Source organism: Salmonella sp. 2020_1459 (genome assembly GCF_043847915.1).
Lineage (GTDB): Bacteria > Pseudomonadota > Gammaproteobacteria > Enterobacterales > Enterobacteriaceae > Salmonella > Salmonella enterica.
The window spans coordinates 109,453-135,982 of sequence record NZ_JBCMFA010000005.1 but is presented as its reverse complement, the minus strand read 5'-3'; the positions used below and the strand labels follow the sequence as shown (position 1 = coordinate 135,982).

At 53.1% G+C, this 26,530-nt stretch carries 25 protein-coding genes; 19 read left to right on the top strand and 6 right to left on the bottom strand.

Annotation, left to right across the window (positions count from 1 at the left end):
* Positions 1–16: 16 nt before the first annotated feature.
* Positions 17–2,017, bottom strand: a complete 2,001-nt coding sequence (gene mnmC / locus ACH0VJ_RS14385; protein ID WP_000816100.1) for a bifunctional tRNA (5-methylaminomethyl-2-thiouridine)(34)-methyltransferase MnmD/FAD-dependent 5-carboxymethylaminomethyl-2-thiouridine(34) oxidoreductase MnmC — start codon at positions 2,015–2,017, stop codon at positions 17–19.
* A gap of 159 nt (positions 2,018–2,176) precedes the next feature.
* Here mnmC and fabB point away from each other — a divergent pair, with 159 nt between their 5' ends.
* Together fabB and ACH0VJ_RS14375 are read left to right on the top strand one after the other, a co-directional pair.
* Positions 2,177–3,391, top strand: coding sequence for a beta-ketoacyl-ACP synthase I (fabB, locus tag ACH0VJ_RS14380; RefSeq protein ID WP_000817161.1), 1,215 nt, complete (start codon positions 2,177–2,179; stop codon positions 3,389–3,391).
* 97 nt (positions 3,392–3,488) lie between these two features.
* Positions 3,489–4,145, top strand: coding sequence for a CPBP family intramembrane glutamic endopeptidase (locus tag ACH0VJ_RS14375; RefSeq protein WP_001142910.1), 657 nt, complete (start codon positions 3,489–3,491; stop codon positions 4,143–4,145).
* A gap of 66 nt (positions 4,146–4,211) precedes the next feature.
* On the opposite strand, the gene ACH0VJ_RS14370 is transcribed toward ACH0VJ_RS14375, so the two are convergent.
* From ACH0VJ_RS14370 to ACH0VJ_RS14360, 3 genes are all read right to left on the bottom strand, one after another.
* Positions 4,212–4,730, bottom strand: coding sequence for a YbjP/YqhG family protein (locus tag ACH0VJ_RS14370; RefSeq protein WP_000847541.1), 519 nt, complete (start codon positions 4,728–4,730; stop codon positions 4,212–4,214).
* Positions 4,730–5,098 (bottom strand): NlpC/P60 family protein, encoded by a 369-nt coding sequence (locus ACH0VJ_RS14365; protein ID WP_000118258.1) that lies wholly within the window; start codon positions 5,096–5,098, stop codon positions 4,730–4,732. Before ACH0VJ_RS14365 ends, ACH0VJ_RS14370 begins: the two co-directional genes overlap by 1 nt.
* 168 nt (positions 5,099–5,266) lie before the next feature.
* Positions 5,267–5,515, bottom strand: coding sequence for a transcriptional regulator (locus tag ACH0VJ_RS14360; protein WP_000433426.1), 249 nt, complete (start codon positions 5,513–5,515; stop codon positions 5,267–5,269).
* 172 nt (positions 5,516–5,687) lie between these two features.
* Between ACH0VJ_RS14360 and ACH0VJ_RS14355 the strand changes: the two genes are divergently transcribed.
* The gene (locus ACH0VJ_RS14355; protein WP_001051266.1) at positions 5,688–6,062 is read left to right on the top strand and encodes a hypothetical protein; all 375 of its coding nucleotides are present in this window, start codon (positions 5,688–5,690) and stop codon (positions 6,060–6,062) included.
* 179 nt (positions 6,063–6,241) lie between these two features.
* Positions 6,242–7,420 (top strand): MFS transporter, encoded by a 1,179-nt coding sequence (locus ACH0VJ_RS14350; protein WP_000127734.1) that lies wholly within the window; start codon positions 6,242–6,244, stop codon positions 7,418–7,420.
* Here the strand turns inward: ACH0VJ_RS14350 and flk are convergent.
* Positions 7,417–8,418, bottom strand: coding sequence for a flagella biosynthesis regulator Flk (flk, locus tag ACH0VJ_RS14345; protein ID WP_000553397.1), 1,002 nt, complete (start codon positions 8,416–8,418; stop codon positions 7,417–7,419). The genes ACH0VJ_RS14350 and flk overlap by 4 nt on opposite strands.
* A 103-nt stretch (positions 8,419–8,521) precedes the next feature.
* On the opposite strand from flk, the gene pdxB reads away from it, so the two are divergent.
* The 9 genes from pdxB to purF all read left to right on the top strand — a co-directional run bounded on the left by pdxB (position 8,522) and on the right by purF (position 17,677).
* On the top strand, positions 8,522–9,658 hold the full coding sequence (gene pdxB / locus ACH0VJ_RS14340) for a 4-phosphoerythronate dehydrogenase PdxB (RefSeq protein WP_000699175.1): 1,137 nt from the start codon (positions 8,522–8,524) through the stop codon (positions 9,656–9,658).
* A 67-nt stretch (positions 9,659–9,725) separates the two neighbouring features.
* Entirely contained in the window at positions 9,726–10,739 is a 1,014-nt protein-coding gene (locus tag ACH0VJ_RS14335; RefSeq protein ID WP_001289138.1) for an aspartate-semialdehyde dehydrogenase, read from the top strand.
* Positions 10,739–11,551 (top strand): tRNA pseudouridine(38-40) synthase TruA, encoded by an 813-nt coding sequence (truA, locus tag ACH0VJ_RS14330; RefSeq protein ID WP_000016631.1) that lies wholly within the window; start codon positions 10,739–10,741, stop codon positions 11,549–11,551. Before ACH0VJ_RS14335 ends, truA begins: the two co-directional genes overlap by 1 nt.
* 48 nt (positions 11,552–11,599) lie before the next feature.
* A complete protein-coding gene (locus ACH0VJ_RS14325; RefSeq protein ID WP_000364318.1) occupies positions 11,600–12,259 on the top strand; it encodes a DedA family protein in 660 nt (219 codons plus the stop codon).
* 149 nt (positions 12,260–12,408) lie between these two features.
* A complete protein-coding gene (gene accD / locus ACH0VJ_RS14320; RefSeq protein WP_000118383.1) occupies positions 12,409–13,323 on the top strand; it encodes an acetyl-CoA carboxylase, carboxyltransferase subunit beta in 915 nt (304 codons plus the stop codon).
* 67 nt (positions 13,324–13,390) lie between these two features.
* On the top strand, positions 13,391–14,659 hold the full coding sequence (gene folC / locus ACH0VJ_RS14315) for a bifunctional tetrahydrofolate synthase/dihydrofolate synthase (protein WP_000792288.1): 1,269 nt from the start codon (positions 13,391–13,393) through the stop codon (positions 14,657–14,659).
* The gene (gene dedD / locus ACH0VJ_RS14310; RefSeq protein WP_000157031.1) at positions 14,649–15,323 is read left to right on the top strand and encodes a cell division protein DedD; all 675 of its coding nucleotides are present in this window, start codon (positions 14,649–14,651) and stop codon (positions 15,321–15,323) included. Before folC ends, dedD begins: the two co-directional genes overlap by 11 nt.
* 310 nt (positions 15,324–15,633) lie before the next feature.
* Positions 15,634–16,122, top strand: coding sequence for a colicin V production protein (gene cvpA, locus ACH0VJ_RS14305; RefSeq protein ID WP_000262102.1), 489 nt, complete (start codon positions 15,634–15,636; stop codon positions 16,120–16,122).
* Between the two features lie 37 nt (positions 16,123–16,159).
* Positions 16,160–17,677: an amidophosphoribosyltransferase gene (gene purF / locus ACH0VJ_RS14300; RefSeq protein ID WP_000334205.1), complete on the top strand. Its 1,518-nt coding sequence runs from the start codon at positions 16,160–16,162 to the stop codon at positions 17,675–17,677.
* A 35-nt stretch (positions 17,678–17,712) separates the two neighbouring features.
* Here the strand turns inward: purF and ACH0VJ_RS14295 are convergent, their stop codons facing one another.
* Entirely contained in the window at positions 17,713–19,140 is a 1,428-nt protein-coding gene (locus ACH0VJ_RS14295) for a sigma-54-dependent Fis family transcriptional regulator (protein WP_000168925.1), read from the bottom strand.
* Between the two features lie 210 nt (positions 19,141–19,350).
* Here ACH0VJ_RS14295 and ACH0VJ_RS14290 point away from each other — a divergent pair, with 210 nt between their 5' ends.
* The 6 genes from ACH0VJ_RS14290 to argT all read left to right on the top strand — a co-directional run bounded on the left by ACH0VJ_RS14290 (position 19,351) and on the right by argT (position 26,502).
* Positions 19,351–20,748 carry an alanine racemase gene (locus tag ACH0VJ_RS14290; RefSeq protein ID WP_000132310.1) on the top strand — a complete coding sequence of 466 codons (1,398 nt, stop codon included), beginning with the start codon at positions 19,351–19,353 and terminating at the stop codon, positions 20,746–20,748.
* Positions 20,749–20,838: 90 nt separating this feature from the next.
* On the top strand, positions 20,839–22,260 hold the full coding sequence (locus tag ACH0VJ_RS14285; RefSeq protein WP_000072512.1) for an APC family permease: 1,422 nt from the start codon (positions 20,839–20,841) through the stop codon (positions 22,258–22,260).
* Position 22,261: 1 nt separating this feature from the next.
* Complete coding sequence (locus ACH0VJ_RS14280) at positions 22,262–23,365, top strand: alanine/ornithine racemase family PLP-dependent enzyme (protein ID WP_000281907.1); 1,104 nt, start codon at positions 22,262–22,264, stop codon at positions 23,363–23,365.
* A gap of 63 nt (positions 23,366–23,428) precedes the next feature.
* Positions 23,429–24,835: an amino acid permease gene (locus ACH0VJ_RS14275; protein WP_000380356.1), complete on the top strand. Its 1,407-nt coding sequence runs from the start codon at positions 23,429–23,431 to the stop codon at positions 24,833–24,835.
* Positions 24,836–24,861: 26 nt separating this feature from the next.
* Positions 24,862–25,431, top strand: coding sequence for a UbiX family flavin prenyltransferase (locus tag ACH0VJ_RS14270; RefSeq protein ID WP_000825680.1), 570 nt, complete (start codon positions 24,862–24,864; stop codon positions 25,429–25,431).
* Between the two features lie 288 nt (positions 25,432–25,719).
* On the top strand, positions 25,720–26,502 hold the full coding sequence (argT, locus tag ACH0VJ_RS14265) for a lysine/arginine/ornithine ABC transporter substrate-binding protein ArgT (RefSeq protein ID WP_000754423.1): 783 nt from the start codon (positions 25,720–25,722) through the stop codon (positions 26,500–26,502).
* Positions 26,503–26,530 lie beyond the last annotated feature (28 nt).

Here is a 26,530-nt window from a genome sequence, read left to right as displayed (position 1 = left end):
GCTATTGACTGACCCATTACTTCACCGCTTTTCCCTTCAATAACTTTCTCACCCATAACCGATTTGGATTTAACGCCGCCAGCGTACCGGCATCCAGTGGAATCGGCTCGTTACTCATCTGCGCCGCCAGAATTTCTGCGCATAATGGCGCTGAGCACAAACCACGCGATCCCAGTGCGCCAAGCACAAATAAACCCGGATACACAGGCGCAGGCGCCGCCGACGTTTTGTTATCGGCTAAATCGGCGTAATGCGTCAGCGTGGCGTGGTAATCCGGGACATTGCCCACCATCGGCAGATGGTCGCGGGTTGCGCAACGCACGCCGCAACGGGCGCTGTTGCCGCTAACGTCAACCTCTGTGGCCCAGTTCGCATCCGGAAAACAGTCAAGCAGACGCTGTCGGTTCTGACGCTGATCTTCTTCGCGCCAGACGGTGCTTTCGTCACCCCGGTGATAGCTGGCGCCAATACAGTGCTGCTGATTATGCGGATTTTGCGGCGTCAGATAGCCGTCGTAGCATAACACCTGACGCAACGCCGAGAGGGCGGGGGTGGTGGGAATATGACTGACCTGCCCCCCGACGGCATACACCGGTAGCGGCCGGGTCTGATCAAAACGGTTAATCTGATGGCCGTTCGCCAGAACGACGGTCTCATGGCTGGCGGTTTCACCTGACGTAAAGCGCAGTTGCCAGCGCGACTCCTGCGCAACGAGCGACGTGAGCGTATGGCAAAAGCGCGTTTGTAAACCCTGTTCGGTCGCCAGTGCGATGACTGCGCGAGTTAATTGTTCCGGGCACAGCCAGCCGCCTGCCGGATAGGTAATTCCTCCGCAGCGTGTCGTCACGCCAACCGCCTGTTCCGCCTCTTCGGCATTGAGCGCCGAGGCCAGTCCGGCGGGCAGCGCCAGGGACAGCATCTGGGTAATTTTCTGCTGGCTTTTCTCATCCCATCCGAGCTGCGTCACGCCGCACCAGTCATGATCAAAAGAGACGGGCAGGGCATCATACAGGCGACGGGCAAAGGTGAATGCGGTCGGGAAAAAGCGATTAATGGCGGCGTCATGTTTGCTAAGGAGCGGATAAAGCGCGCCCTGTCGATTACCGGAAGCGCCCTGGGCGGGCTGGTCGTCCGCGCAATAGAGGGTCACCTGCCAGCCGCGACGCAGTAACGCCAGTGATAACAGCGCGCTGGCGATGCCGCCGCCAATGATCGCCGTTTCACGTTTTTCGCTTCCGCTGCGGTAAAACCAGGGCGCGGAAAGGGTCGGCATGAGGTGTTGTTCCATCACTCCACAAAGCATCTCGCGTTTACGTCCGAAGCCTTTGCGTTTTTGCATGGTAAAACCGGCTTCCTGTAATCCCCGACGGACGAAACCCGCCGAGGTAAACGTCGCCAGCGTTGCGCCGGGCCGCGCCAGCCGCGCCATCGCGTTAAACAGGTTTGGCGTCCACATATCCGGATTTTTAGCCGGGGCAAAACCGTCGAGGAACCAGGCGTCGACTGTTTGATTCAGCGTGGCGTCCAGTTGGTCGGTCAGCTCATTAATATCGCCAAACCACAAATCCAGCGTCACCCGGCTCCGATCCAGCAATAGGCGGTGGCACCCCGGGAGCGGCAGCGGCCATTGCGCCTGCAGCTGCTCTGCCCAGGGCGCGAGCTCCGGCCAGTGTTGGTGCGCCAGCGCCAGATCGTCGCGCGTTAACGGGAATTTCTCAAAACTGATGAAATGTAACCTTTGCAGCGTCGCCTGTGGGTGCGCAGAACGAAAGCTGTCAAACGCCTGCCACAGCGTCAGGAAGTTGAGTCCGGTGCCAAAACCGCTTTCCGCGACTATAAATAATGGATGTGAATGTACGGGAAATCGCTCCGCAAGACGATTGCCGCCAAGAAAAACGTAGCGTGTCTCTTCGAGTCCATTGTCATTAGAAAAATAGACATCATCAAAATCTCGGGAAACAGGTGTACCCTCAGCGTTAAATTCGAGTGTGGCGGGTTGTATGGCGTATTGTTTCACGTAAGTTACTCGTCTGACGGGCGGTATCGCGATCTTAACGATGTGTGCCTGATGGCGCAAATTTCCGTACTAAATGGCTGATCGGACTTGTTCGGCGTACAAGTGTACGCTATTGTGCCAATCGAAACTTAAAAATAGTGCGAATTACAGAGGTATTGAATGAAACGTGCAGTGATTACTGGCCTGGGCATCGTTTCCAGCATCGGTAATAACCAGCAGGAAGTCCTGGCATCTCTGCGTGAAGGACGTTCAGGGATCACTTTCTCTCAGGAGCTGAAGGACGCCGGCATGCGTAGCCAGGTATGGGGCAACGTAAAACTGGATACCACTGGCCTCATTGACCGCAAAGTCGTGCGCTTTATGAGCGACGCCTCCATCTATGCTTATCTGTCTATGGAGCAGGCAGTGGCCGACGCCGGTCTGGCGCCGGAAGTCTATCAGAATAACCCGCGTGTCGGCCTGATTGCAGGTTCCGGCGGCGGCTCCCCGAAATTCCAGGTCTTTGGCGCAGACGCCATGCGTAGTCCGCGTGGTCTGAAAGCCGTGGGCCCGTATGTGGTGACGAAAGCAATGGCATCCGGCGTTTCCGCCTGCCTCGCTACGCCGTTTAAAATTTATGGCGTGAACTACTCCATTAGCTCCGCTTGCGCGACCTCCGCACACTGTATCGGCAATGCGGTTGAACAGATCCAACTGGGCAAACAGGACATCGTTTTTGCTGGCGGCGGCGAAGAGCTGTGCTGGGAAATGGCCTGTGAGTTCGATGCGATGGGCGCACTGTCCACCAAATATAACGATACGCCTGAAAAAGCGTCCCGTACCTATGATGCGCACCGTGATGGGTTTGTCATCGCGGGCGGTGGCGGTATGGTTGTTGTCGAAGAGCTGGAACACGCTCTGGCGCGCGGCGCGCATATCTATGCGGAAATCGTCGGCTATGGCGCAACATCCGATGGCGCAGACATGGTTGCTCCGTCTGGTGAAGGCGCAGTACGTTGCATGCAGATGGCGATGCACGGCGTAGACACGCCGATCGACTACCTGAACTCTCACGGTACCTCTACTCCGGTAGGCGACGTGAAAGAACTCGGTGCAATCCGTGAAGTGTTTGGCGATAACAGCCCGGCTATCTCCGCGACCAAAGCGATGACCGGCCACTCGCTGGGTGCGGCTGGCGTGCAGGAAGCCATCTACTCTCTGCTGATGCTGGAGCACGGTTTTATCGCGCCGAGCATCAACATCGAAGAGCTGGATGAGCAGGCTGCGGGTCTGAACATCGTGACCGAAACGACCGAGCGTGAACTGACTACCGTAATGTCTAACAGCTTCGGTTTTGGCGGCACTAACGCCACGCTGGTGATGCGTAAGTTGTAAGCCTGACTATTACGTTGTAGTATCAATAATGAAACAGGTCGCTAATGCGACCTGTTTTTTCATTCAGGGAACAACAAATTATATGGATATTATATAAATGCCAACTAATACATTAGATAAAATTAGGCATAGTTTGAGTTGTGTGGCTGTTTTATTTGGTTTGCTTGGCATTTTTGTTTTTGCCTCATTTTCGCCTTCCTATGCCTGGCTTTATTTGGCAGGTCTGGCTGCGCCTTTTATATATAGTATTGTTTTTGTCTATGCGATTGCCGCCTGGAGTATTTATTCAAAGTATTATCCGTTTTTATCATTGGGCCGCTTATCATTTGTGGAATGTTTTTTTCCGGCGCTGGCCCTGGTGTGCCTTACCGTTCTCTACAATGCTTTTAGTGGCCCGGAACCCTGGATGGCCGAGTTATCAAGGCAATTTTTTCTTCATAAATTTCTTAACACGCTGGCGATGTGCTTTCTGGCTCCTGTGGCGGAGGAAATTATATTCAGAGGGTTTTTATTAAACAGCAGTATCGGTTGGGGTCGGTACTCAAGAGTTTCCGGTATTATTATTACCTCACTCGCTTTTGCAATTATGCATACACAATATCTCTTTGCGGTGACTTTTGTTTATCTGTTTGTTTTTTCATCGATATTATGCGTTGTTCGAATGAGAAGCCGTGGGCTAATGATACCGATAATACTTCATATTTTAAATAATGCCTGGGTTATTTTCGGCTTACTGTTTTCAGCGACGGAATAAGCGCCTGATGCAATAGGCGCTTTAACCTCTCCGGTGCGAACAAGAGACCGATGGCGATTCCCTTTTTTAATGCTTCTTATATTCCGGCGCGACTTTTGCTGACCAGGCCTCAGCCTGGGTGATGGCGCCTGCGTCATAAATCGGCTGTTCATAACCCTTATCAGCATCCCGAACGCGGTAAATTTTCCAGCGTCCCTCTTCCCAACGGGTATAAACTTCCAGGTGGATGGGCGTTGACTCTGTACCCAACAGAACATCCACTTTTTCTCCGCCGAGGAAAGGATGTGCCTTCCCAACCCGTAACTGTGGAATCCACTCTGGCGCATAGTCCTGCGCATACATAAAATAATCTGCCCCTACAATCTCCTGTTCATAAAGGGACTGTATTAGCGCCAGGCGATGAATAACCTCTTTAGCAACGTAACGTTGCATTAAGGCGGTGGTGTCGTCAGGGGTATTCACATCGTTCGTGAACGTCGTCATCCATGAGGTATAGAACTGCTTCACGGCCTGCGTACTGTCGTGATGAGGCGCAGAGCAACTACAAAGCAACAGGATAAGCGCGACAAGGGAGAACGTTTTCATTAATTCTTCCTGTAGATGGTATATGAGGGCCTGGCTGCCCGGTAGCCCGGGCCGGCCCACATATCGCGTTGTTTAAAATCTGAATACCACTCTGTGCCATCGTATATCGCCATGTGACCGCTCGGGTTTCCGCCAGCGTAAGGTTGAATAATGATGACGTCACCCTCGCGCGGCATTTCATAGGTACCAATAGCGGTGAATCCGGCGCTTCTTAACATTGGGCCATAATCTTTCGCATGATATGTATGCCCCAGCGTGATACCGCCCGCCTGAATTGCCTTTCGGGTAAATTCCGCACACCGGCCTTGAGAATGAGAACCTGCATGCGTTTTGGCATAATTAACCGCCACTCTTTTATCCCAACTCATAATGATTCCTGTTAATAAAATACGTAATAGCAATGACGTAATGCTTTAACAGTATTTGATTCGGGAAGCATGACAGATCGTGCTATTACTATTTTCAATATAATAAGTTTAAATATTTATTAATTGTTGAGATTGATAAGTTAGGGCTAATTTATTCAACATTAACTATTATTCTGCGGTATCGGCATCATTTTTTATTTGCATATCATCATAGCGCGACGGCCAGATCTCTTGCGGCGTGATGCCCAGCGCGTCCGCAATAATCCGTTCAGCTCTCGGCCAGGAACGGGTAAAGACATTGCGCAGTGAATCAGGTGATAAACCAGCCTGACGAGAAAGATCTCTGAGCGTAATACCTCTTTTTTCAAGTGCACTTTTAATATCTGCACGATGCCAGTCTTGGCTTTTTGGTTCCATTCTGTAATCCTAAGAAGATGTGTTATCGGCACCGATATTTTTAAGGTAAAAATTAGCGCGTGAAAAAGAAAGTTACTTTCTTTTTCACGCTAAGAATAGTGCCAGAAAGAAAGCGAAATTTCGCGAAAAAGAAGAAATATTTTTATTTCATCAGGGAAAAGGAAAGAAACCGATGGCAAAGGAATGGTTCACGGTTAAGGAATGTCTTGGCTTACCGGGGTTTCCGGGAAGCGAGCCTGCGGTTCGCGAACGTTTGTATAAGTACAGCGAAGGGAAAGAGGGTGTCAGGCGTAAGCGTGTTAAATCAAAGGCCGAGGAGTTTCATATATCTGTTTTCCCTCTTTATGTTCATCGTTATCTGGACGACAGCGGAGAGGAACCGACGCCGGAACCCATTTCCTTACAGGAAGCGGAGCCTGAAGATATCTGGGAGATGATGTTCAGGTTACTGACGCCAGAACAGCGCAAGCAGGTGACCGGACGGTTTAAGGTGAGAGGGATGAAAGCGGTCTTTCCCTTTCTGTTTGATGACACGCCGCCACGTTGATACCCTGGCTGCAATTTCAAGGTTGACAAGTTTCGCGTCTCACAGGCAGACTTCACTCTCTACATTATCCTTCCGATAATGCGTAAGCGTTTAACGTTATCCAACGCACCTTAATCCTGACGTTCAGGTAGAGGGGGGCGTGGCCTTTCCCCGCCTTACTCTGCATTCTGGAGTAATGCATGACAGCAGTTAGCCAAAAAACAACGACCCCGTCTGCGAATTTTTCGCTGTTCCGCATCGCCTTTGCGGTTTTCCTGACCTATATGACGGTCGGCCTGCCGTTACCCGTCATCCCGCTTTTTGTTCATCACGAACTGGGCTATAGCAATACGATGGTTGGGATCGCCGTGGGCATTCAGTTTTTTGCGACGGTACTGACGCGCGGCTATGCCGGACGGCTGGCGGATCAATATGGCGCTAAACGATCGGCGTTACAGGGGATGCTTGCCTGCGGGCTGGCGGGCGCCGCCTGGCTCCTGGCCGCGCTGTTGCCGGTTTCCGCGCCAGTAAAATTCGCGCTGCTTATTGTCGGGCGTTTGATCCTCGGATTTGGCGAAAGCCAGCTGCTGACCGGAACCCTGACCTGGGGACTGGGGCTGGTTGGCCCAACGCGTTCCGGTAAGGTGATGTCGTGGAACGGGATGGCGATTTACGGCGCGCTGGCGGCCGGTGCGCCGTTGGGCTTGCTGATCCATAGCCACTTTGGCTTCGCGGCGCTGGCGGGGACGACGATGGTTTTACCGCTGCTGGCCTGGGCATTCAACGGCACCGTGCGTAAAGTGCCTGCGTATACGGGGGAGCGACCTTCACTGTGGAGCGTGGTCGGGCTTATCTGGAAACCGGGCCTGGGCCTGGCATTGCAGGGCGTGGGCTTTGCCGTCATCGGTACGTTTATTTCACTTTATTTTGTCAGCAATGGCTGGACGATGGCGGGATTCACCCTGACCGCGTTTGGCGGTGCGTTTGTACTGATGCGCATATTGTTCGGTTGGATGCCGGACCGCTTTGGCGGCGTGAAGGTCGCCGTTGTCTCATTGCTGGTTGAGACGGCAGGGTTGCTGCTCTTGTGGCTGGCGCCGACGGCCTGGATAGCGCTGGTAGGCGCGGCGCTCACCGGGGCAGGGTGTTCACTGATTTTCCCGGCGCTGGGCGTGGAGGTTGTGAAACGCGTACCTGCACAGGTACGCGGTACGGCGCTCGGCGGCTACGCCGCGTTTCAGGATATCTCCTACGGCGTTACCGGCCCGCTGGCGGGCATGCTGGCCACGTCATACGGCTATCCTTCCGTATTCCTCGCGGGAGCGATCTCCGCGGTGGTTGGCATCCTGGTGACGATATTATCGTTCCGGCGCGGTTAAGAAACCAGCCAGAAAAGCGCCAGTACAATTATTAGCGCGATAAACAACAGGCCTGGTCGCGCAGACAGATTTTTCACGGTTTCAATCATCGGCGCAAACGGGCGGTAGATGGGTTGAATAGAGAGCGGTTCGAGCTCATCAGTCTCCCGCTCTACGCGACGCAGGAAAATATGGTTAAGTAAATCCTGCACTTGGGCGGTGGTCAGCACCGTTTGCGGCTGAATTTGATAAGTGTGCTGGGCATACTCTTTGATCGCTGTGAGTTCGTCCGGCTCAAGCGGTTGTTTTAACGCAGCCTGAAGCGTATGTAGCGTAGGCGCGTGTTGTAGTGACAGCGTCTGCCGCGCCTGTAGCCATGTCGCCAGATGGGTAAACTGCTTTGCCGGAATGAGCTCGCCGCTTTTCACGCCGGAGAGTTCCAGCATTGATTGCCAGATAAGTTTGTTTGACTCGCCGGTCGCGGCTGCCAGCTTCGTCACCAACTGATTCAACGTATTATGTTCAGCAGGCAATAATGGTCGATCCGTTGCCGGACGTTGCTGCGGCTGCGGAATGGAAAGCTGCCCTTGTTGCAGGAGCGTCAGCACATTTTTGAGTTGATCGGGCGTAAGCTGGCTAAGCGCGGTTTGACCGTATTGCTGACGGATAAAATCGCTGACGGCCTGACGATTATTTCCGACGCCAAGCAGCTCTGTTAGCTGTGAAAGCACCTGACGATTGGCGTGATTTTGCTGCGCTACGCCCAGACGCTGGGTAAGATTCTGTTCAGCGGCGGGGAAGTGGCGCGACAGTAGCGGCGCGTCATTTTTTATCCCCAGATCGTGTTTCATTCCGGCCCATACTTCCGCGCTTTGCTGCTGGGTCAGTGAAATCAGGCGCGTGATCAGCCTTTCCAGTACCGTACGCTGTTGCATGGAAAGCGGCTGCTCGCTCGCAGCGGAAAGAGGATTACGCCCTTCGCCTGGAGGCTGTGCAGGGGCGCCGGAGATGGGATGCATAATTAATTATCCTTTAACCATAAATCTGAGCAATATATGCCTGGCGGCCAGATTATGGCACACTTGTCCGGTTAACTCTCGTTCTCAAACAGGTACGACAGTCGTGAAAATTCTCGTTGATGAAAATATGCCTTACGCCCGCGAATTATTTAGCCGCCTGGGTGAGGTAAAGGCAGTGCCGGGTCGCCCGATCCCCGTTGAAGAATTGAACCATGCCGATGCGTTAATGGTGCGTTCGGTCACGAAAGTGAATGAATCGCTGCTGAGCGGCACGCCGATTAACTTCGTTGGTACTGCTACGGCAGGCACCGATCATGTGGATGAGGCATGGCTGAAGCAGGCGGGCATCGGTTTTTCAGCCGCGCCCGGCTGTAATGCTATCGCCGTGGTGGAGTATGTGTTTTCCGCGCTGTTGATGCTGGCCGAACGTGACGGCTTTTCGTTACGCGATCGCACTATAGGGATTGTCGGCGTGGGTAACGTCGGAAGCCGGCTACAGACCAGGCTTGAAGCGTTGGGTATCCGCACGTTGCTGTGCGATCCGCCACGCGCCGCACGCGGGGACGAGGGTGATTTTCGTACGCTGGATGAGCTGGTGCAGGAAGCGGATGTCCTGACTTTCCATACGCCGCTCTATAAAGACGGACCGTACAAAACGCTGCATCTGGCCGATGAGACGCTGATCCGTCGACTGAAACCCGGCGCCATTCTCATTAACGCCTGCCGCGGTCCGGTGGTGGATAACGCCGCGTTGCTGGCGCGACTTAATGCCGGGCAGCCGCTGAGCGTGGTGCTTGATGTGTGGGAGGGCGAACCGGATCTTAACGTCGCGCTACTGGAAGCCGTGGATATCGGCACGTCGCATATTGCCGGTTATACGCTGGAAGGCAAAGCGCGCGGCACCACTCAGGTCTTTGAGGCGTATAGCGCGTTTATCGGTCGCGAGCAGCATGTCGCGCTGGAGATATTACTGCCTGCGCCTGAGTTTGGTCGTATTACGCTTCATGGCCCGCTGGATCAACCGACGCTGAAAAGACTGGCGCATTTGGTGTATGATGTGCGCCGCGACGATGCGCCGCTGCGTAAAGTCGCTGGAATTCCGGGTGAATTTGATAAATTGCGTAAAAATTATCTTGAGCGCCGTGAATGGTCGTCTTTATACGTGATGTGTGACGACGAAACGGCAGCCGCCTTGCTGTGTAAGCTAGGTTTTAACGCTGTTCATCACCCGGCACATTAATGTCTTCTTAATGCTCCCTGTCGAATAATGCGACAGGGACGCTTATGTATTTCTGGAGTAAATCACCATGTCTGAAGGCTGGAACATTGCCATTCTGGGCGCAACGGGCGCCGTAGGCGAAGCCCTGCTTGAAACACTGGCTGAACGCCAGTTCCCGGTCGGTGAAATTTATGCGTTGGCGCGTCATGAAAGCGCGGGCGAGCACCTCCGTTTTGGTGGCAAGTCGGTCATTGTCCAGGATGCGGCGGACTTTGACTGGACGCAGGCGCAGTTGGCGTTTTTCGTTGCCGGCGCAGAGGCATCGGCTGCCTGGATAGACGACGCGACCAATGCAGGTTGCCTGGTGATAGATTCCAGCGGTCTGTTCGCGCTGGAGCCTGATGTGCCGCTGGTCGTGCCGGAAGTTAACCCGTATGTACTGGCGGATTACCGTAACCGTAACGTGATTGCGGTCGCCGATAGTCTGACCAGTCAACTGCTGGCGGCGCTCAAGCCGTTAATCGATCAGGGGGGACTGTCGCGCATCGCCGTCATCAGTATGTTATCAGCGTCCGCACAGGGGAAAAAAGCGGTCGATGCGCTGGCCGGACAGAGTGCGAAGTTGCTTAACGGCATACCGATTGATGAAGATGATTTCTTTGGCCGCCAGTTGGCGTTCAATATGCTGCCGCTGCTGCCGGATCGGGAAGGCAGCGTGCGCCAGGAACGTCGTATCGTCGATGAAGTGCGTAAAATTTTGCAGGACGATGGCGTGATGATCTCCGCCAGTGTCGTGCAGTCGCCAGTGTTCTATGGCCATGCGCAGATGGTGAGCTTTGAAGCGCTCCGTCCGCTGGCGGCGGAAGAGGCGCGCGAGGCGTTTTCCCGCGGTGAAGATATCGTACTATCAGAAGAGACGGATTACCCGACGCAGGTGGGCGACGCTTCCGGCAATCCACAGCTTTCTATTGGCTGTGTGCATAATGATTACGGTATGCCGGAACAAATTCAGTTCTGGTCAGTGGCGGACAACGTGCGTTTCGGCGGCGCGCTGATGGCCGTTAAAATTGCGGAGAAGCTGGTGCAGGAGTATCTGTACTGATGTCCGGACAGCAATCATCGCCGGTCTATAAAATTGCGCTGGGTATTGAGTACGACGGCAGCAAGTATTATGGCTGGCAGCGTCAGAATGAAGTGCGCAGCGTGCAGGAAAAGCTGGAAAAAGCGCTCTCGCAGGTGGCAAATGAACCTATTAACGTGTTCTGCGCCGGGCGTACCGATGCCGGCGTTCACGGCACCGGGCAGGTTGTCCATTTCGAAACGACCGCATTGCGCAAAGATGCGGCATGGACGCTGGGGGTAAATGCGAATTTGCCTGGTGACATTGCCGTGCGCTGGGTGAAAACTGTACCGGATGATTTTCACGCGCGATTTAGCGCTACGGCTCGCCGTTATCGCTATATCATCTACAATCATCGACTGCGTCCTGCGGTGTTAGCAAAAGGCGTGACGCATTACTATGAGCCGCTGGATGCAGAGCGGATGCATCGCGCGGCGCAGTGTCTGCTTGGCGAAAATGATTTTACCTCGTTTCGCGCGGTGCAGTGCCAGTCGCGCACGCCGTGGCGTAATGTGATGCACATCAACGTTACCCGCCACGGCCCTTATGTGGTGGTCGATATCAAAGCGAATGCCTTTGTTCATCATATGGTCAGGAATATTGTCGGCAGCCTGCTGGAAGTAGGCGCTCACAACCAGCCGGAGAGCTGGATCGCAGAGCTGTTAGCGGCCAGGGACAGAACGCTGGCGGCGGCAACGGCGAAGGCGGAAGGGCTATATTTGGTTGCGGTGGATTACCCTGACCGGTTTGACCTTCCAAAACCGCCAATGGGCCCGCTATTTCTGGCGGACTAATCCGAATCGTACACCCGAAACGTGTCGGGTAGAAAGGCAAAGACAAATATGGACCTGATCTACTTTATTATTGATTTTATTCTGCACATCGATGTGCATCTGGCGGAGCTGGTCGCGGAGTACGGCGTCTGGGTGTACGCTATTTTGTTTTTGATTCTGTTTTGTGAAACCGGCCTGGTCGTCACGCCGTTCCTGCCGGGCGACTCGCTGCTGTTTGTCGCCGGGGCGCTGGCTTCGCTGGAAACCAACGATCTCAATGTGCATGTCATGGTGGCGTTAATGCTGATCGCCGCAATTGTCGGCGATGCGGTAAATTACACGATTGGTCGACTGTTCGGCGAAAAACTGTTCAGTAATCCGAATTCGAAAATTTTCCGCCGCAGTTATCTGGATAAAACCCACCAGTTTTATGAAAAACACGGCGGTAAAACTATCATTCTCGCTCGCTTCGTGCCGATCGTCAGAACCTTTGCGCCGTTTGTGGCAGGGATGGGGCACATGTCCTATCGGCATTTTGCCGCCTATAACGTCATCGGCGCGCTGCTGTGGGTACTGCTCTTTACCTACGCCGGTTATTTCTTCGGTACGATACCGTTGATTCAGGATAACCTTAAACTGCTGATTGTGGGGATTATCGTGGTTTCGATATTACCTGGCGTCATTGAGATTGTCCGGCATAAGCGCGCTGCGTCGCGTGCCGCAAAATAGAAAGTAACTCAGCGGTTCGACCACTTTTTTATCCAAAGTTTCGGGCTGTTATGTTTTAATGTGCAACATTCATGGTCTGTTGGGGGCAAAAATGGCATTATGCGCCCCTTATAATAAAGCTGACTAAGGTTCAGGCAGAAAGGTCACCAATGAGCTGGATTGAACGAATTAAAAGCAACATTACTCCCACCCGCAAGGCAAGCATTCCTGAAGGGGTGTGGACCAAGTGTGATAGCTGCGGTCAGGTTTTATACCGCGCTGAGCTGGAACGTAATCTTGAGGTCTGTCCTAAGTGTGACCATCATATGCGCATGTCGGCGCGCAATCGCCTGCATAGCCTGTTAGATGAAGGTTCCCTTGTGGAGTTGGGTAGCGAGCTGGAGCCAAAAGACGTGCTCAAGTTCCGCGACTCCAAAAAATATAAAGACAGACTGGCGTCCGCGCAGAAAGAAACCGGCGAGAAAGACGCGCTGGTGGTCATGAAAGGGACGCTTCACGGTATGCCGGTTGTCGCCGCCGCGTTTGAATTCGCGTTCATGGGCGGCTCAATGGGGTCTGTCGTTGGCGCACGCTTCGTTCGTGCCGTTGAACAGGCGCTGGAAGACAACTGTCCGTTAGTGTGTTTCTCTGCTTCCGGCGGCGCGCGTATGCAAGAAGCGCTGATGTCGCTGATGCAGATGGCGAAAACCTCGGCGGCGCTGGCTAAAATGCAGGAACGTGGTCTGCCCTACATTTCGGTATTGACCGATCCGACAATGGGCGGCGTTTCCGCCAGTTTTGCGATGCTGGGCGATCTCAACATCGCCGAGCCAAAAGCTCTGATTGGCTTCGCCGGCCCGCGCGTTATCGAACAGACCGTTCGCGAAAAACTGCCGCCGGGATTCCAGCGCAGTGAGTTCCTGATCGAAAAAGGCGCTATTGATATGATAGTCCGCCGCCCGGAAATGCGCCTGAAGCTGGCGAGCATTCTGGCGAAGCTGATGAATCTGCCCGCGCCGAACCCGGACGCCCCGCGTGAAGGCGTGGTGGTGCCTCCGGCGCCGGATCAGGAGTCTGAGGCCTGATAACTGAAAAGGGCAGGGCCGCAGGCTCTGCCCTTTTGCTTTTCACCGTAAAGAAGCAGCGGAAACAATGAAAAACAAATCTATACCTCAAGCTGCGTCGCCCCTGGCCTCGTGGCTTTCTTATCTGGAAAACCTGCACAGCAAGAGTATCGATTTAGGCCTTGAGCGCGTAAGCCAGGTGGCAGCGCGTCTGGACATCCTCAAGCCTGCGCCGTTCGTTTTTACCGTTGCGGGAACCAACGGCAAAGGTACGACCTGTCGCACGCTGGAGTCGGTGTTAATCGCGGCGGGATACCGTGTGGGCGTCTATAGTTCGCCTCATCTGGTACGTTACACCGAGCGCGTGCGCGTGCAGGGGAAAGAATTAGCGGAATCCGCGCATACCGCGTCCTTTGCGGAAATAGAAACGGCGCGCGGCGATATTTCATTGACCTATTTTGAATATGGTACGTTGTCGGCATTGTGGCTGTTTAAACAGGCTAACCTTGACGTGGTGATTCTGGAGGTCGGGTTGGGCGGGCGCCTGGACGCCACGAACATTGTGGATGCCGATGTAGCAGTAATTACCAGCATCGCGCTTGACCATACTGACTGGCTGGGGCCGGATCGCGAAAGTATCGGCCGCGAGAAAGCCGGGATTTTTCGTGCGGAAAAACCCGCTATCGTCGGCGAACCGGAAATGCCGGCAACCATCGCGGATGTCGCGCAGGAGACCGGCGCGCTGTTGCGGCGTCGCGGCGTTGACTGGCGTTATGAGGTGGCAGCGACCCAGTGGGCGTTTACCGATGGCGACGGCACGCTTGCCGGACTGCCGTTGCCGCAGGTTCCTCAGCCGAATGCCGCCACCGCTCTGGCCGCGCTGCGCGCCAGCAGGTTGAATATTGACGAGCAGGCGATTCGCGACGGTATTGCGCAGGCTACCTTGCCGGGACGTTTTCAAATCGTGAGTGAGTCGCCGCGCGTTATCTTTGATGTTGCCCATAATCCTCACGCGGCGGAATACCTGACGGGTCGTCTGAAAATGTTGCCGAAACGCGGGCGCGTGCTTGCGGTGATTGGTATGCTGCATGATAAAGATATCGCCGGCACGTTAGCCTGGTTGAAAAGCGTGGTTGACGACTGGTATTGTGCTCCGTTAGAGGGGCCGCGCGGCGCGACGGCGGAACAACTTCTGGAACATCTGGGGAAAGGGAATGTCTATGATAGCGTCGCGCAGGCATGGCAGGCCGCTATCGACGCGGCGCAGCCAGAAGATACCGTGCTGGTGTGCGGATCGTTCCACACCGTCGCACATGTTATGGAAGTGATAGACGCGGGGAGAATCGGTGGCGAGTAAGTTTCAGAATCGTTTAGTCGGCACGATTGTGTTAGTCGCGCTGGGGGTTATTGTGCTTCCCGGTCTGCTGGACGGACAGAAAAAGCATTATCAGGATGAATTTGCTGCGATTCCACTGGTACCGAAGCCTGGCGACCGTGATGAGCCGGATATGATGCCTGCCGCAACGCAGGCGCTGCCGACACAGCCGCCGGAAGGGGCGGCTGAAGAGGTGCGGGCGGGAGATGCGGCAGCGCCATCGCTGGACCCGTCGCGCATGGCGTCTAACAATGTTGAGCTTGATCCGATACCGGCGGAGACGCCTAAACCGAAGCCGGTTGAAAAGCCGAAGCCGCAGCCTAAACCGCAACAGCCGGTTGTCGCCGCTTCCACGCCGACGCCCGCGCCGCAACCAGTCGCCGACGATAAACCTGCGCCGACCGGCAAAGCCTATGTCGTACAGTTGGGCGCGCTGAAAAATGCGGATAAAGTCAACGAGATAGTCGGCAAGCTTCGTTCCGCCGGGTTCCGGGTTTATACTTCCCCCTCAACGCCGGTACAGGGTAAAATAACCCGTATTCTCGTCGGGCCGGATGCGTCGAAAGATAAGATGAAAGGATCGCTTGGCGAGCTCAAGCAGATTTCCGGGTTAAGCGGCGTGGTGATGGGATATAGCCCGAACTAAGGCGCGTTTTGCCTGAGCGCGCAGCGTTAAGGCCTACGGTGTTCACCTGGTAATAGCCGAAGTTCTGTAGGCTGGATAAGGCGTTTACGCCGTCATCCGGCAGAAGGAATAAACCTGGTATCCTGCGCTTATCAGGCCGATGGCAGCTCTTCTGGTCGTGCCCGAAGAGATAAAAAGTGTGATGGCGTTGAATATTTTTTCAGCGCCATTTTTATTTACGCGTGGGAAGGAAATCCCTACGCAAACGTTTTCTTTTTCTGTTAGAATGCGCCCCGAACAGGACGACAGGGCGTAAAATCGTGGGACATCTATGGTCTGGATTGATTACGCCATTATCGCGGTGATTGCTTTTTCCTGTCTGGTTAGCCTGATCCGCGGCTTTGTTCGTGAAGCGTTATCGCTGGTGACGTGGGGCTGTGCTTTCTTTGTCGCCAGTCACTACTACACTTACCTGTCTGTCTGGTTTACGGGCTTTGAAGACGAACTGGTTCGTAATGGGATTGCTATCGCGGTACTGTTTATCGCGACGCTTATCGTCGGCGCTATCGTGAATTTTGTGATAGGTCAGCTAGTAGAAAAGACCGGCCTGTCGGGAACTGACCGGGTGTTGGGGATCTGTTTCGGCGCACTGCGAGGCGCGCTGATTGTCGCCGCCATTCTGTTCTTCCTTGATACCTTTACCGGCTTGTCGAAAAGCGAAGACTGGAGCAAATCGCAGCTCATCCCGCAGTTCAGCTTCATCATCAGATGGTTCTTTGACTATCTGCAAAGCTCGTCGAGTTTCTTGCCCAGGACGTAACAGGTTCTGAGATGTGGCTTAACGAGGAAAATGACGTATGTGCGGTATTGTCGGTATCGCCGGTGTTATGCCGGTCAACCAGTCGATTTATGACGCGTTAACAGTGCTCCAGCATCGTGGTCAGGATGCTGCCGGTATCATCACCATTGATGCGAATAACTGCTTCCGCTTGCGTAAGGCAAACGGGCTGGTGAACGATATTTTTGAAGCTCGCCACATGCAGCGTTTGCAGGGCAACATGGGGATCGGCCATGTGCGCTACCCTACCGCAGGCAGCTCCAGCGCTTCCGAAGCGCAACCTTTTTACGTTAACTCGCCGTATGGCATCACGTTGGCCCATAATGGCAACCTGACTAACGCGCACGAGCTACGTAAAAAGCTGTTTGAAGAAAAGCGCCGTCATATCAACACCACCTCCGATTCCGAAATCCTGCTCAATATTTTCGCCAGCGAGCTCGACAACTTCCGTCACTATCCGCTGGAAGCCGACAATATTTTTGCCGCGATTGCCGCGACTAACCGTCAAATCCGCGGCGCCTATGCCTGCGTGGCGATGATTATCGGTCACGGTATGGTGGCTTTTCGCGATCCGCACGGCATTCGCCCGTTAGTGCTGGGCAAGCGTGACGTTGGCGATGGTCGTACGGAGTATATGGTCGCTTCTGAAAGCGTGGCGCTGGATACGCTGGGCTTTGAATTCCTGCGCGATGTTGCGCCGGGCGAAGCTATCTATATTACCGAAAAGGGGCAACTGTTCACGCGCCAGTGCGCGGATAACCCGGTCAGTAATCCCTGCCTGTTCGAGTACGTTTATTTTGCTCGCCCGGACTCCTTTATCGACAAGATCTCCGTCTACAGCGCTCGTGTGAATATGGGCACCAAACTTGGCGAAAAAATCGCTCGTGAATGGGAAGATCTGGACATCGACGTCGTGATCCCTATCCCGGAAACCTCCTGCGATATCGCACTGGAAATTGCCCGTATTCTCGGCAAGCCGTACCGCCAGGGATTTGTCAAAAATCGTTACGTGGGACGTACCTTTATCATGCCGGGCCAACAGCTACGCCGTAAATCCGTGCGCCGTAAGCTCAATGCTAATCGCGCGGAATTCCGCGATAAGAACGTCCTGCTGGTGGATGATTCCATCGTGCGTGGCACCACATCAGAGCAGATCATCGAGATGGCCCGGGAAGCCGGCGCGAAGAAGGTTTATCTGGCGTCCGCCGCGCCGGAAATTCGTTTCCCCAACGTCTATGGCATTGATATGCCGACCGCCAATGAGCTGATCGCGCATGGTCGCGAGGTGGATGAGATTCGGCAGATTATCGGCGCAGACGGGCTTATCTTCCAGGATCTGAACGATCTGATCGAAGCCGTACGCGCGGAAAATCCGGATATCCAGCAGTTTGAATGTTCGGTATTTAACGGGGTATATGTCACCAAAGACGTAGACCAGCAATACCTCGACTTCCTGGATTCATTACGTAATGACGACGCCAAAGCGGTGCTGTTCCAGAACGAAATGGAAAACCTGGAAATGCATAACGAAGGCTAATGGCTTTGCCAGCGGCGCGATGCCGCTGGCCGATGTCAATTACGCACCACGCCGAAGCGAATAGCGTATTTTTGTACTTTGTACTGTAACGTGGTGCGGGATACGTTAAGGCTACGGGCCGCGGCGGCAATGTTCCCCTGATGCGTATCCAGCGCGGTTTCTATTAAATGCCTTTCGTAGTTGGCAACCCGTACCTCCAGCGACCCTTCATACTGTGGATCGGGTGACGAGGGAAGGGGATTTTCCGGCGCGGTTTCCGGTACGCCTAAATTTAACTCGTCCTGTTCAAAAATGATGTGTTTCAGCAGCCCGTCTTTTTCCTGCATGATCATGCTGCGTACAATCGCGTTTTCCAGCATCCTGACATTACCCGGCCAGGCGTGATTGAGCAGATCAGCACGCGCCGTCTCGCTTAATCCGTGAATGTCCTGCGGCACGTCATTACGGTATTTATCAATAAAATAATTCGCCAGTAAGGGAATATCTTCCGGGCGGGCGCGCAGCGGCGGTAACGTCAACATTCCGACGCTCAACCGATAAAAAAGATCTGCCCGCAGACGTTCTTGTTGAATTAATTTGACGGGCGCTTCGTTCATGGCGGCAACGATCCTGACATCAGAGTGGAGTTGCTGTTGTCCGCCGAGCCGCCAGAAGGTTTTATCCTGCAAGAATCGCAGCAGCTTACTTTGCATCTCTATCGGCATGGCGTTCAGCTCATCAAGAAAGAGCGTTCCCCCGTTTGCCAGTTCCAGATAGCCCTGGCTATTTTCCGCGCCGGTATAGGCGCCGCGCACGGTGCCGAAAAGCGTACTTTCGATAAGCGTAGGCGGTAGGGCGCCGCAGTTCAGGGCGATGAAGGGTTTATTCGCCCGCTTGCTGCATTGATGTATCAGGCGGGAAAATAACTCCTTACCCGTTCCCGTCTCCCCGACAATCGTCACCGGAATATTACTGGCGGCCAGCCGTTTGGCTTTGGCGATATTACTGAGCATTTCCGGGTTTTCGGTAATAATGGCATGGTGCTTCTCATGGTGATCGGCATACAGCAGTTGGTTCAGTTCTACCACCTGCTCCTGGAGCCGCCTGACGCCGGACATATTCCTGCCGATTTCGATAACGCCGACCATGCCGCCATCGCTTGCATAGAGCGGCGCGGTGGTGTGCTGATAGTCAACGGCCTGGCCTCGCGCATTGTAATAAATTTGATAATGGCCAATGTATTCCACGCCTTTTTTTAACGATGAAAGCATCGTACTTTGGGTCTCTTTCATGCCCGGATAGACATCCAGCATATGTTTTCCCATTGCCCGTTCAATACTGTAGCCGTCCAGATCCGCGCTTTCCTGATTGTAGTAAACGTATTCACCACGCTCATTAATGACGGCCAACGGCTGATGAATCAAATCGAAAAAGCGGGAAAACATCCTGAGCGCCGAGGCCAGTTCCTGATTGGTGGATGCCATACACGCATTCCTCATATCTATTATTCATGTTGTCATTATAAAAGTGACGAATTTTCGTCGTTGTGATGAATAACAAACTCAATGACGAAAATGAGAAAAAGCTTATTTTTATAAGTAATTGATTATTTTTATAAAATATAGTGGCATGCCTTTTGCTTTATCCCTGTAAAGAATGCGGATTTTTACCATAAACATTAAGCAGAGGGCGTTATGACTGACTCGATTATGCAGAATTACAACCAGCTACGTGAGCAGGTAATCAACGGCGATCGCCGTTTCCAGCACAAAGACGGTCATTTGTGTTTTGAAGGGGTCGATCTGGACGCACTGGCGCGCCAGTACCCCACGCCGTTCTATGTGTTTTCTGAGCCGGAGATTATTCGTAACATTCATGAAATCCAGCAGGCATTTGCGGCGCATAAAAATACCAAAACCTTCTTTGCGTCAAAAACCTGCTCGGTCATGGGGGTGTTGAAAGCCATTCGTGACGCCGGAATTTGCGCGGAGGCAAACTCACAATATGAGGTTCGCAAGTGTCTGGAGATAGGCTTTCGCGGCGATCAGATCGTCTTCAACGGCGTGGTGAAAAAGCCTGCCGATCTGGAGTATGCCATCGCCAACGATCTGTATCTTATTAATGTTGATAGCCTGTATGAGCTGGAACATATTGATGCTATCTCTCGCAAGCTGAAGAAAGTCGCCAATGTTTGCGTCCGCGTAGAACCGAATGTTCCCTCGGCGACGCATGCGGAACTGGTTACCGCTTTCCATGCGAAGTCGGGTCTCGACCTGGAACAGGCGGAAGAAACCTGCCGCCGCATTCTGGCGATGCCTTATGTGCATTTGCGCGGCTTGCATATGCATGTGGGCGATCAGGTGCCGGAGTCAGAGCCTTTCGCAAAAGCGACTAAAGTGCTGGTGGATGAATCCCGTCGTCTGGAAGAGGTGCTCGGTATTAAATTTGATTTGATCAACGTGGGCGGCGGAATTCCGGTTCCCTATAAATATGACGACGAGAATGGCGACCCGTTAAAAGATAATATGTATGCCGGTATTACCGCCCAGGATTTTGCCGATGCGGTCATTCGCGAAGTACATAAATGGCGTACCGATGTGGAAATATGTATTGAACCGGGACGTAAAGTGACCGGGTCGGCGGCGGTGTTACTGACGGAAGTCTCCTGCGAAAAACGTAAAACAAATTACGATCTTAACGGCAATGTGGAATGCCACGTTGAATGGAAATTTGTCGACGCCGGTTACAGCGTACTTTCTGACAGCCAGCATTTTGACTGGTTCTTTTATGTCTATAACGCCTCTCGCATGACGGCAGTGCACGACGCCTGGATAAAATTAGCCGGGCCGCTGTGTGATGGCGGAGATTATTTCCACATGGGAGTGAAAGGCGAAGAGTTTTTACTGCCGAGGGAGACTCATGTTGGCGATATTGTCGCATTTCTTGACGCCGGGGCATACACCATTGAAAGTCAAACCGTTTATAACAACCGTCCGCGCACGGGCGTGGTGATGATCGATAAAAATGGTGAGACGCGTCTGATTCGTCGGGAAGACAGTTACGAAGATATGGTCAAGTACGACATTTATTAATACTGTTTTGGGCTTCAGTTTCATGCTGAAGCCCGTCGTCAGATGATAAGAAGAGGGCAGTGATGCCTGAATGCATAACAGGAGATGACCATGAGTAACACGAATTCTGGCTTACTTGGCATCAAAGACATTGTCTTTATGAATGTCATCGCTATTCTGAGTTTGCGGCAAATCCCTAACGTGGCGCCTTACGGGGCATCGGCCATGTTGTTATGGGTGATCGCCGCATTCTGTTTGTTTTTTCCTTTAGCGATGGTATGCGGCGAGCTGTCAACCGGCTGGCCGAAAGATGGCGGGATATTTGTCTGGATTAAAGAGGCATTTGGTAAACGTATTGCATGGATTGTTGTGGTTTGTTTTCTCTTTTCCTGCGTACTGTTTTTCCCATTAATGCTGCAATTCGGCTTTACCGCGTTGGGCTATATGATCGGCGGCGGCCTGGCGGAAAATAAAGCATTTATCGGTATTGGTTCCGCGGTAATTTTCTGGCTATTAACGCTGATGAATATCCGCGGGATGGAATGGACAAAAATTATTAATAGCATCAGCGCCTGGTGCGGCGTATTTATTCCCTCCGCCATCCTCATTTTACTGGCGGTGGTATGGCTATGTACCGGACACCAGATGCAGACGGACTACACTACAGCGAAAAACTGGATTCCGGATCTCGGACACTGGGATACGATCGTTTTCTTATCCAGCATGATGTTTGCGTTTGCCGGACTGGAGGTCGCCCCGATGATTGCCGGGCGTACCCGTAATCCACAGCGTGATTTTCCGCGAGCGATGGCCGTCTCCGCCGCCGTTATCGTTGGGATCTATATGGTCGGTACCTGGGCGCTAAACACGCTTTTACCCGCAGGGAAAACCGACATCGTGGCAGGCGTCATGCAGGCTATGCATGCTGCTGCGGACACGCTGCATATGCCGTGGTTAATTCCTGTTATGGCCATCTGTATGTTTTTTGGCGCTCTCGGGCAGATTAACTCCTGGCTGGTGGGGCCGATTTATATGCTCCAGGAAGCCTCGCGTGAAGATAATCTGTTGGGGGACCGAATCGGCAAATTACATCCGGTGTGGAAAACGCCCGCCTTTGCCTTGACTGTACAGGCGATTATTGTCACGGTCTTGTGTTTTTCGACTTTTATTTCGCCAAGCGTTGCGGCGGCTTACTGGATGTTAACGGCGCTAACGACCATCACCTATTTTATTCCTTACCTGGTGATGTTCCCGGCGTTCTGGCGTTTACGTAAGACTCAGCCGGATACGCCAAGAAGTTTTAAAATTCCGGGCAAGGTTTTACCGGCTATTTTACCCGCGCTGGGCTTTCTTTCTATCGCCTTTGCCGTTGCGCTGTTATTTATTCCGCCTTCTCAAATTGATATGGGCGGATATTTCCAGTACGCCGGGAAAATTATTGGCGGAGCCGTGCTGGCGGTTGTCGTCGCGGAGTACATTTACCATCGGGCGCAGAAACGTAATGCCCGTTTAAGCATGGCGGGAGGAAAATAAAATGTATATGCCAGTTCTGGAAATAAATCTACGCAAGCTGGAAGAAAACGCCCGCACGGAAAAAGCTCTGCTGGCAAGTAGCGGTATTGACGTGATGGCTGTCAATAAAGTTTTTGACGGCTGCGTGGAAACCGCGCAGGCGGTGTTCAACGGCGGAATTACCGTTATCGCTGAATCACGAACCTATAATTTGAAAAAAATACGCGAGACAGGATGTACGACCTGCCTGTTACGCAGTCCGTGTCTGAGTGAAATCGAAGATGTGGTGCGCTACGCGGATATTAGTTTAAATAGCGAGCCGGTGGTATTACGGGCATTATCGCAAGAAGCCCAACGCCAGGGGAAAACGCATCAGGTATTACTGATGGTGGATATGGGCGATTTACGCGAGGGTATCTGGTTTGGTGAATATCAACGCATTCTTGAGACCGTGACTCTGATTACTGGTCTGCCCGGTCTGGAATTATATGGACTGGGCACCAACTTTAATTGTTACGGCACCGTGTTGCCAACGGTAAAAAATGGCGAGGATTTTCTGGCGCTGGCCGCCCGGCTGGAAGCTGACAGCGGTATTCCTGTCCGGCGGCTTTCTGCGGGAAACTGCACCAGCTATCACCTGCTGGATAAAGGTATCTGGCCGCAGGGACTGAATCATCTGCGCATCGGCGGACTGCATGAATTCGGCATTGAATATGTGGACATGAAATACCTGAATGAATTTCACCACTCCGCAAAACCGGTCGATAAAGCCTGTTCCGATATGTATATCCTGGAAGCGGAAATCATCGAACTGAACAGTAAACCTACCGTCCCGGTCGGGGAGCTGGGCGTCGATGCCTTTTTGCAAAGTAAAACCTTTGTCGATCGTGGCATACGCCGACGCGCATTGCTGGCGTTTGGTCGCCAGGATGTGCCGTCGGATAACTGTGTGCCATGCGACGACGCTATCACTATCTTAGGACAAACCAGCGATCATACGCTGGTGGATATTGAAGATTGTCGTCAGTCGCTAAAAGTAGGCGATGTGGTTCGCTTTGAGCTGGATTATACGGGCCTGTTAATGGCCTGCCAGACCAAAGGCGTCGCCTGGAGGTTTACGCGTTAACGCATAACCGCCGCGGCTATGTCGCGGCGGCATCTTTGACCTCACGAAAGACAGGGAGTAACGATGGATACCCTGCAACAATCTCCGCCAGCAGAGCCTGAAGGCGGTCTGCGGCGTAACCTGAAGAAGCGGCACCTGCTGATGATGTCGCTGGGCGGCACGATTGGCACCGGCTTATTTATCGGCATTGCCGAACCGTTAAGCAGCGTCGGGCCGGCGGGAACCTTACTGGCCTATCTGTTTGCCGGAACCATTATGCTGGCGACGATGATGTGTCTTGGCGAATTATCATGCGCCTTTCCTCACTCCGGTTCATTTCAACATTACGCGCTGATGTTTATGCCGTCACCTTGCTGGAGCTATACCATTGGCTGGCTTTACTGGTTTAGCTGGGTCTTTTCCCTGGCGGCCGACCTCACTGCCGCAGGGTTTATTGCTCACCAGTTTTTCCCCGCGGTTCCGGTATATATGTTCTGCCTGGCGATTCTGCTCATCCTGACGGCCATCAATCTCACCTCCGCAAAAAGTTTTGGCGAATGCGAATACTGGCTTTCGGCCATTAAGGTTTTCGCGATCGTGCTGTTTATTTGCGCGGGCGGGGTTATGATCTACTCGCTAATGGGCCATAGTGACTGGCACCCGACGTTAAAAACAGACGGAATGTGGTTTCCCCACGGTTGGGAGCAAATTGTGGTCTGTATGACGATCGTGATTTACTCCTTCCAGGGGGTGGAACTGGTAGGAAATGCGGCAGGAGAGACCGAATCGCCGCACATTATTTTACCGAAAGTGATCCTGGGGATCGGTCTCAGAATCATTTTGTTTTACGGCCTGGCGATTGCGGTGCTGGCGCTGGTCTATCCGCATGAACTGACGCCAAATGGACAAAGTCCCTTTGTATGGGTATTCTCCCACGCGGGCATTCCGGGGGCGGATACGCTGATGACGCTGGTGATCTTTTCCGCCGCGGTTTCTGCCGCTAACTCGGCCATTTACGCCAGTTCGCGTATGCTGTGGTCTATGGCGGGCGATCGCTTTGCGCCAGCCTGCTTTGGGAAAACGAACGGCGGCGGCGTGCCGGTGTATGCTATTTTAATCACGGCCTTGCTGGCGTTGGTGTCGTTGCTGACCCGCTATATTCCCGCACAGCAATTTTATTTATATCTGATCGCCAGTACCGGGCAGGTGGGTTGCCTGGCATGGATAACCATCGGATGGTGCCAGTATCGCTTCCGACAATCGGTGCGTAATGGCACGTACGCCAGCGATTTGCTACGCTATCGATCGCCGCTTTTCCCCTGGACGGCCCGATTTGTCATTATCACCAATTTTGCCATTATGGTCGGCACCTGGTTTAGTGAGCAGGGGGTAGTGATAATGTTGGTTGAGCTGGCTTTTATGATAGGGATTCTTTTGTCATGGTATCTCTTCAGACCCACTTTGAGCCGATTACGTAACACAGTGGGATGAACGGCGCTCGTAAACGGTAAGAGAACATGAAACGACTCATTGTAGGAATTAGCGGCGCCAGCGGAGCGATTTATGGCGTGCGATTATTACAAATTTTGCGCGATGTCGATAGCGTGGAAACGCATCTGGTGATGAGCCAGGCGGCCCGGCAAACGCTGGCGCTGGAGACCCATTTTTCGCTGCGCGAGGTGCAGGCGCTGGCCGATGTGACGCACGATGCGCGCGACATTGCCGCCAGCATTTCCTCGGGCTCTTACCCGACGGCGGGAATGGTTATCTTGCCCTGTTCGATTAAAACGCTGTCGGGGATTGTCCACAGTTATACTGACGGACTGCTTACCCGCGCGGCGGATGTGATATTAAAAGAGCGGCGACCTCTGGTGCTGTGTGTGCGCGAAACGCCGCTGCATATCGGGCATTTGCGTTTAATGACCCAGGCCGCTGAGATAGGCGCGGTGATTATGCCGCCGGTTCCGGCTTTTTATCATCTTCCTCAGACGTTAGATGATATTATAAATCAAACGGTTAACCGAGTTTTGGATCAATTTGATATCCCCCTTCCGCACGATCTTTTTGTTCGCTGGCAGGGCGCATAGCGTTGTCTGTTTAGCGTGCATTATTGTCCCTGTTGCCCTGTTTCAGGGCAATTTTGTAACCGCGATCATATCCTCAACATTTAATTCGTTAAAAGCCGCCGAAACGCTGCGGTTCAACCGTCATACCTGCTATCTTCAACATCAGGACAATATTGCAACGTTTTATTAACAAATTTAACGTCGAATCGTTTTGCTGACGTGAAAATGGCATAAGACCTGCATGAAAAAGTCTGCAAACACACAACACCACGTAAAACATAAGAAAATGACGCCACTTGAGGGGTATGTATGAAGAAGACCGTTCTCGCTTTGTCTTTGCTGATAGGTCTGGGCGCGACGGCGGCCAGTTACGCCGCGCTCCCGCAAACGGTTCGTATTGGAACAGATACCACCTACGCGCCTTTCTCATCAAAAGATGCCAAAGGCGAGTTTATTGGCTTTGATATCGATCTCGGTAATGAAATGTGTAAGCGTATGCAGGTGAAATGTACCTGGGTCGCCAGCGACTTTGATGCGCTTATTCCCTCACTAAAAGCGAAAAAAATTGATGCCATTATTTCATCGCTCTCTATCACCGATAAACGCCAGCAAGAAATCGCGTTTTCCGACAAACTTTACGCGGCGGATTCACGCCTGATTGCGGCAAAAGGGTCTCCCATTCAGCCGACGCTGGAATCGCTGAAAGGCAAGCATGTCGGCGTGCTGCAAGGGTCCACGCAAGAGGCTTACGCCAATGATAACTGGCGCACTAAAGGTGTGGATGTGGTGGCTTATGCCAACCAGGATCTTATCTATTCCGATTTAACCGCCGGTCGTCTGGATGCCGCATTGCAGGATGAAGTCGCCGCCAGCGAAGGTTTCCTGAAGCAGCCAGCGGGCAAAGAGTATGCCTTTGCCGGTCCTTCCGTGAAGGATAAAAAATATTTTGGCGACGGGACGGGGGTTGGGCTGCGCAAAGACGATACCGAGCTAAAAGCCGCGTTTGATAAAGCGCTGACCGAACTGCGCCAGGACGGAACCTACGACAAAATGGCCAAAAAGTACTTCGATTTTAATGTTTACGGCGATTGAGGGAAGGGGATAACGCGCCGCGCTGGGG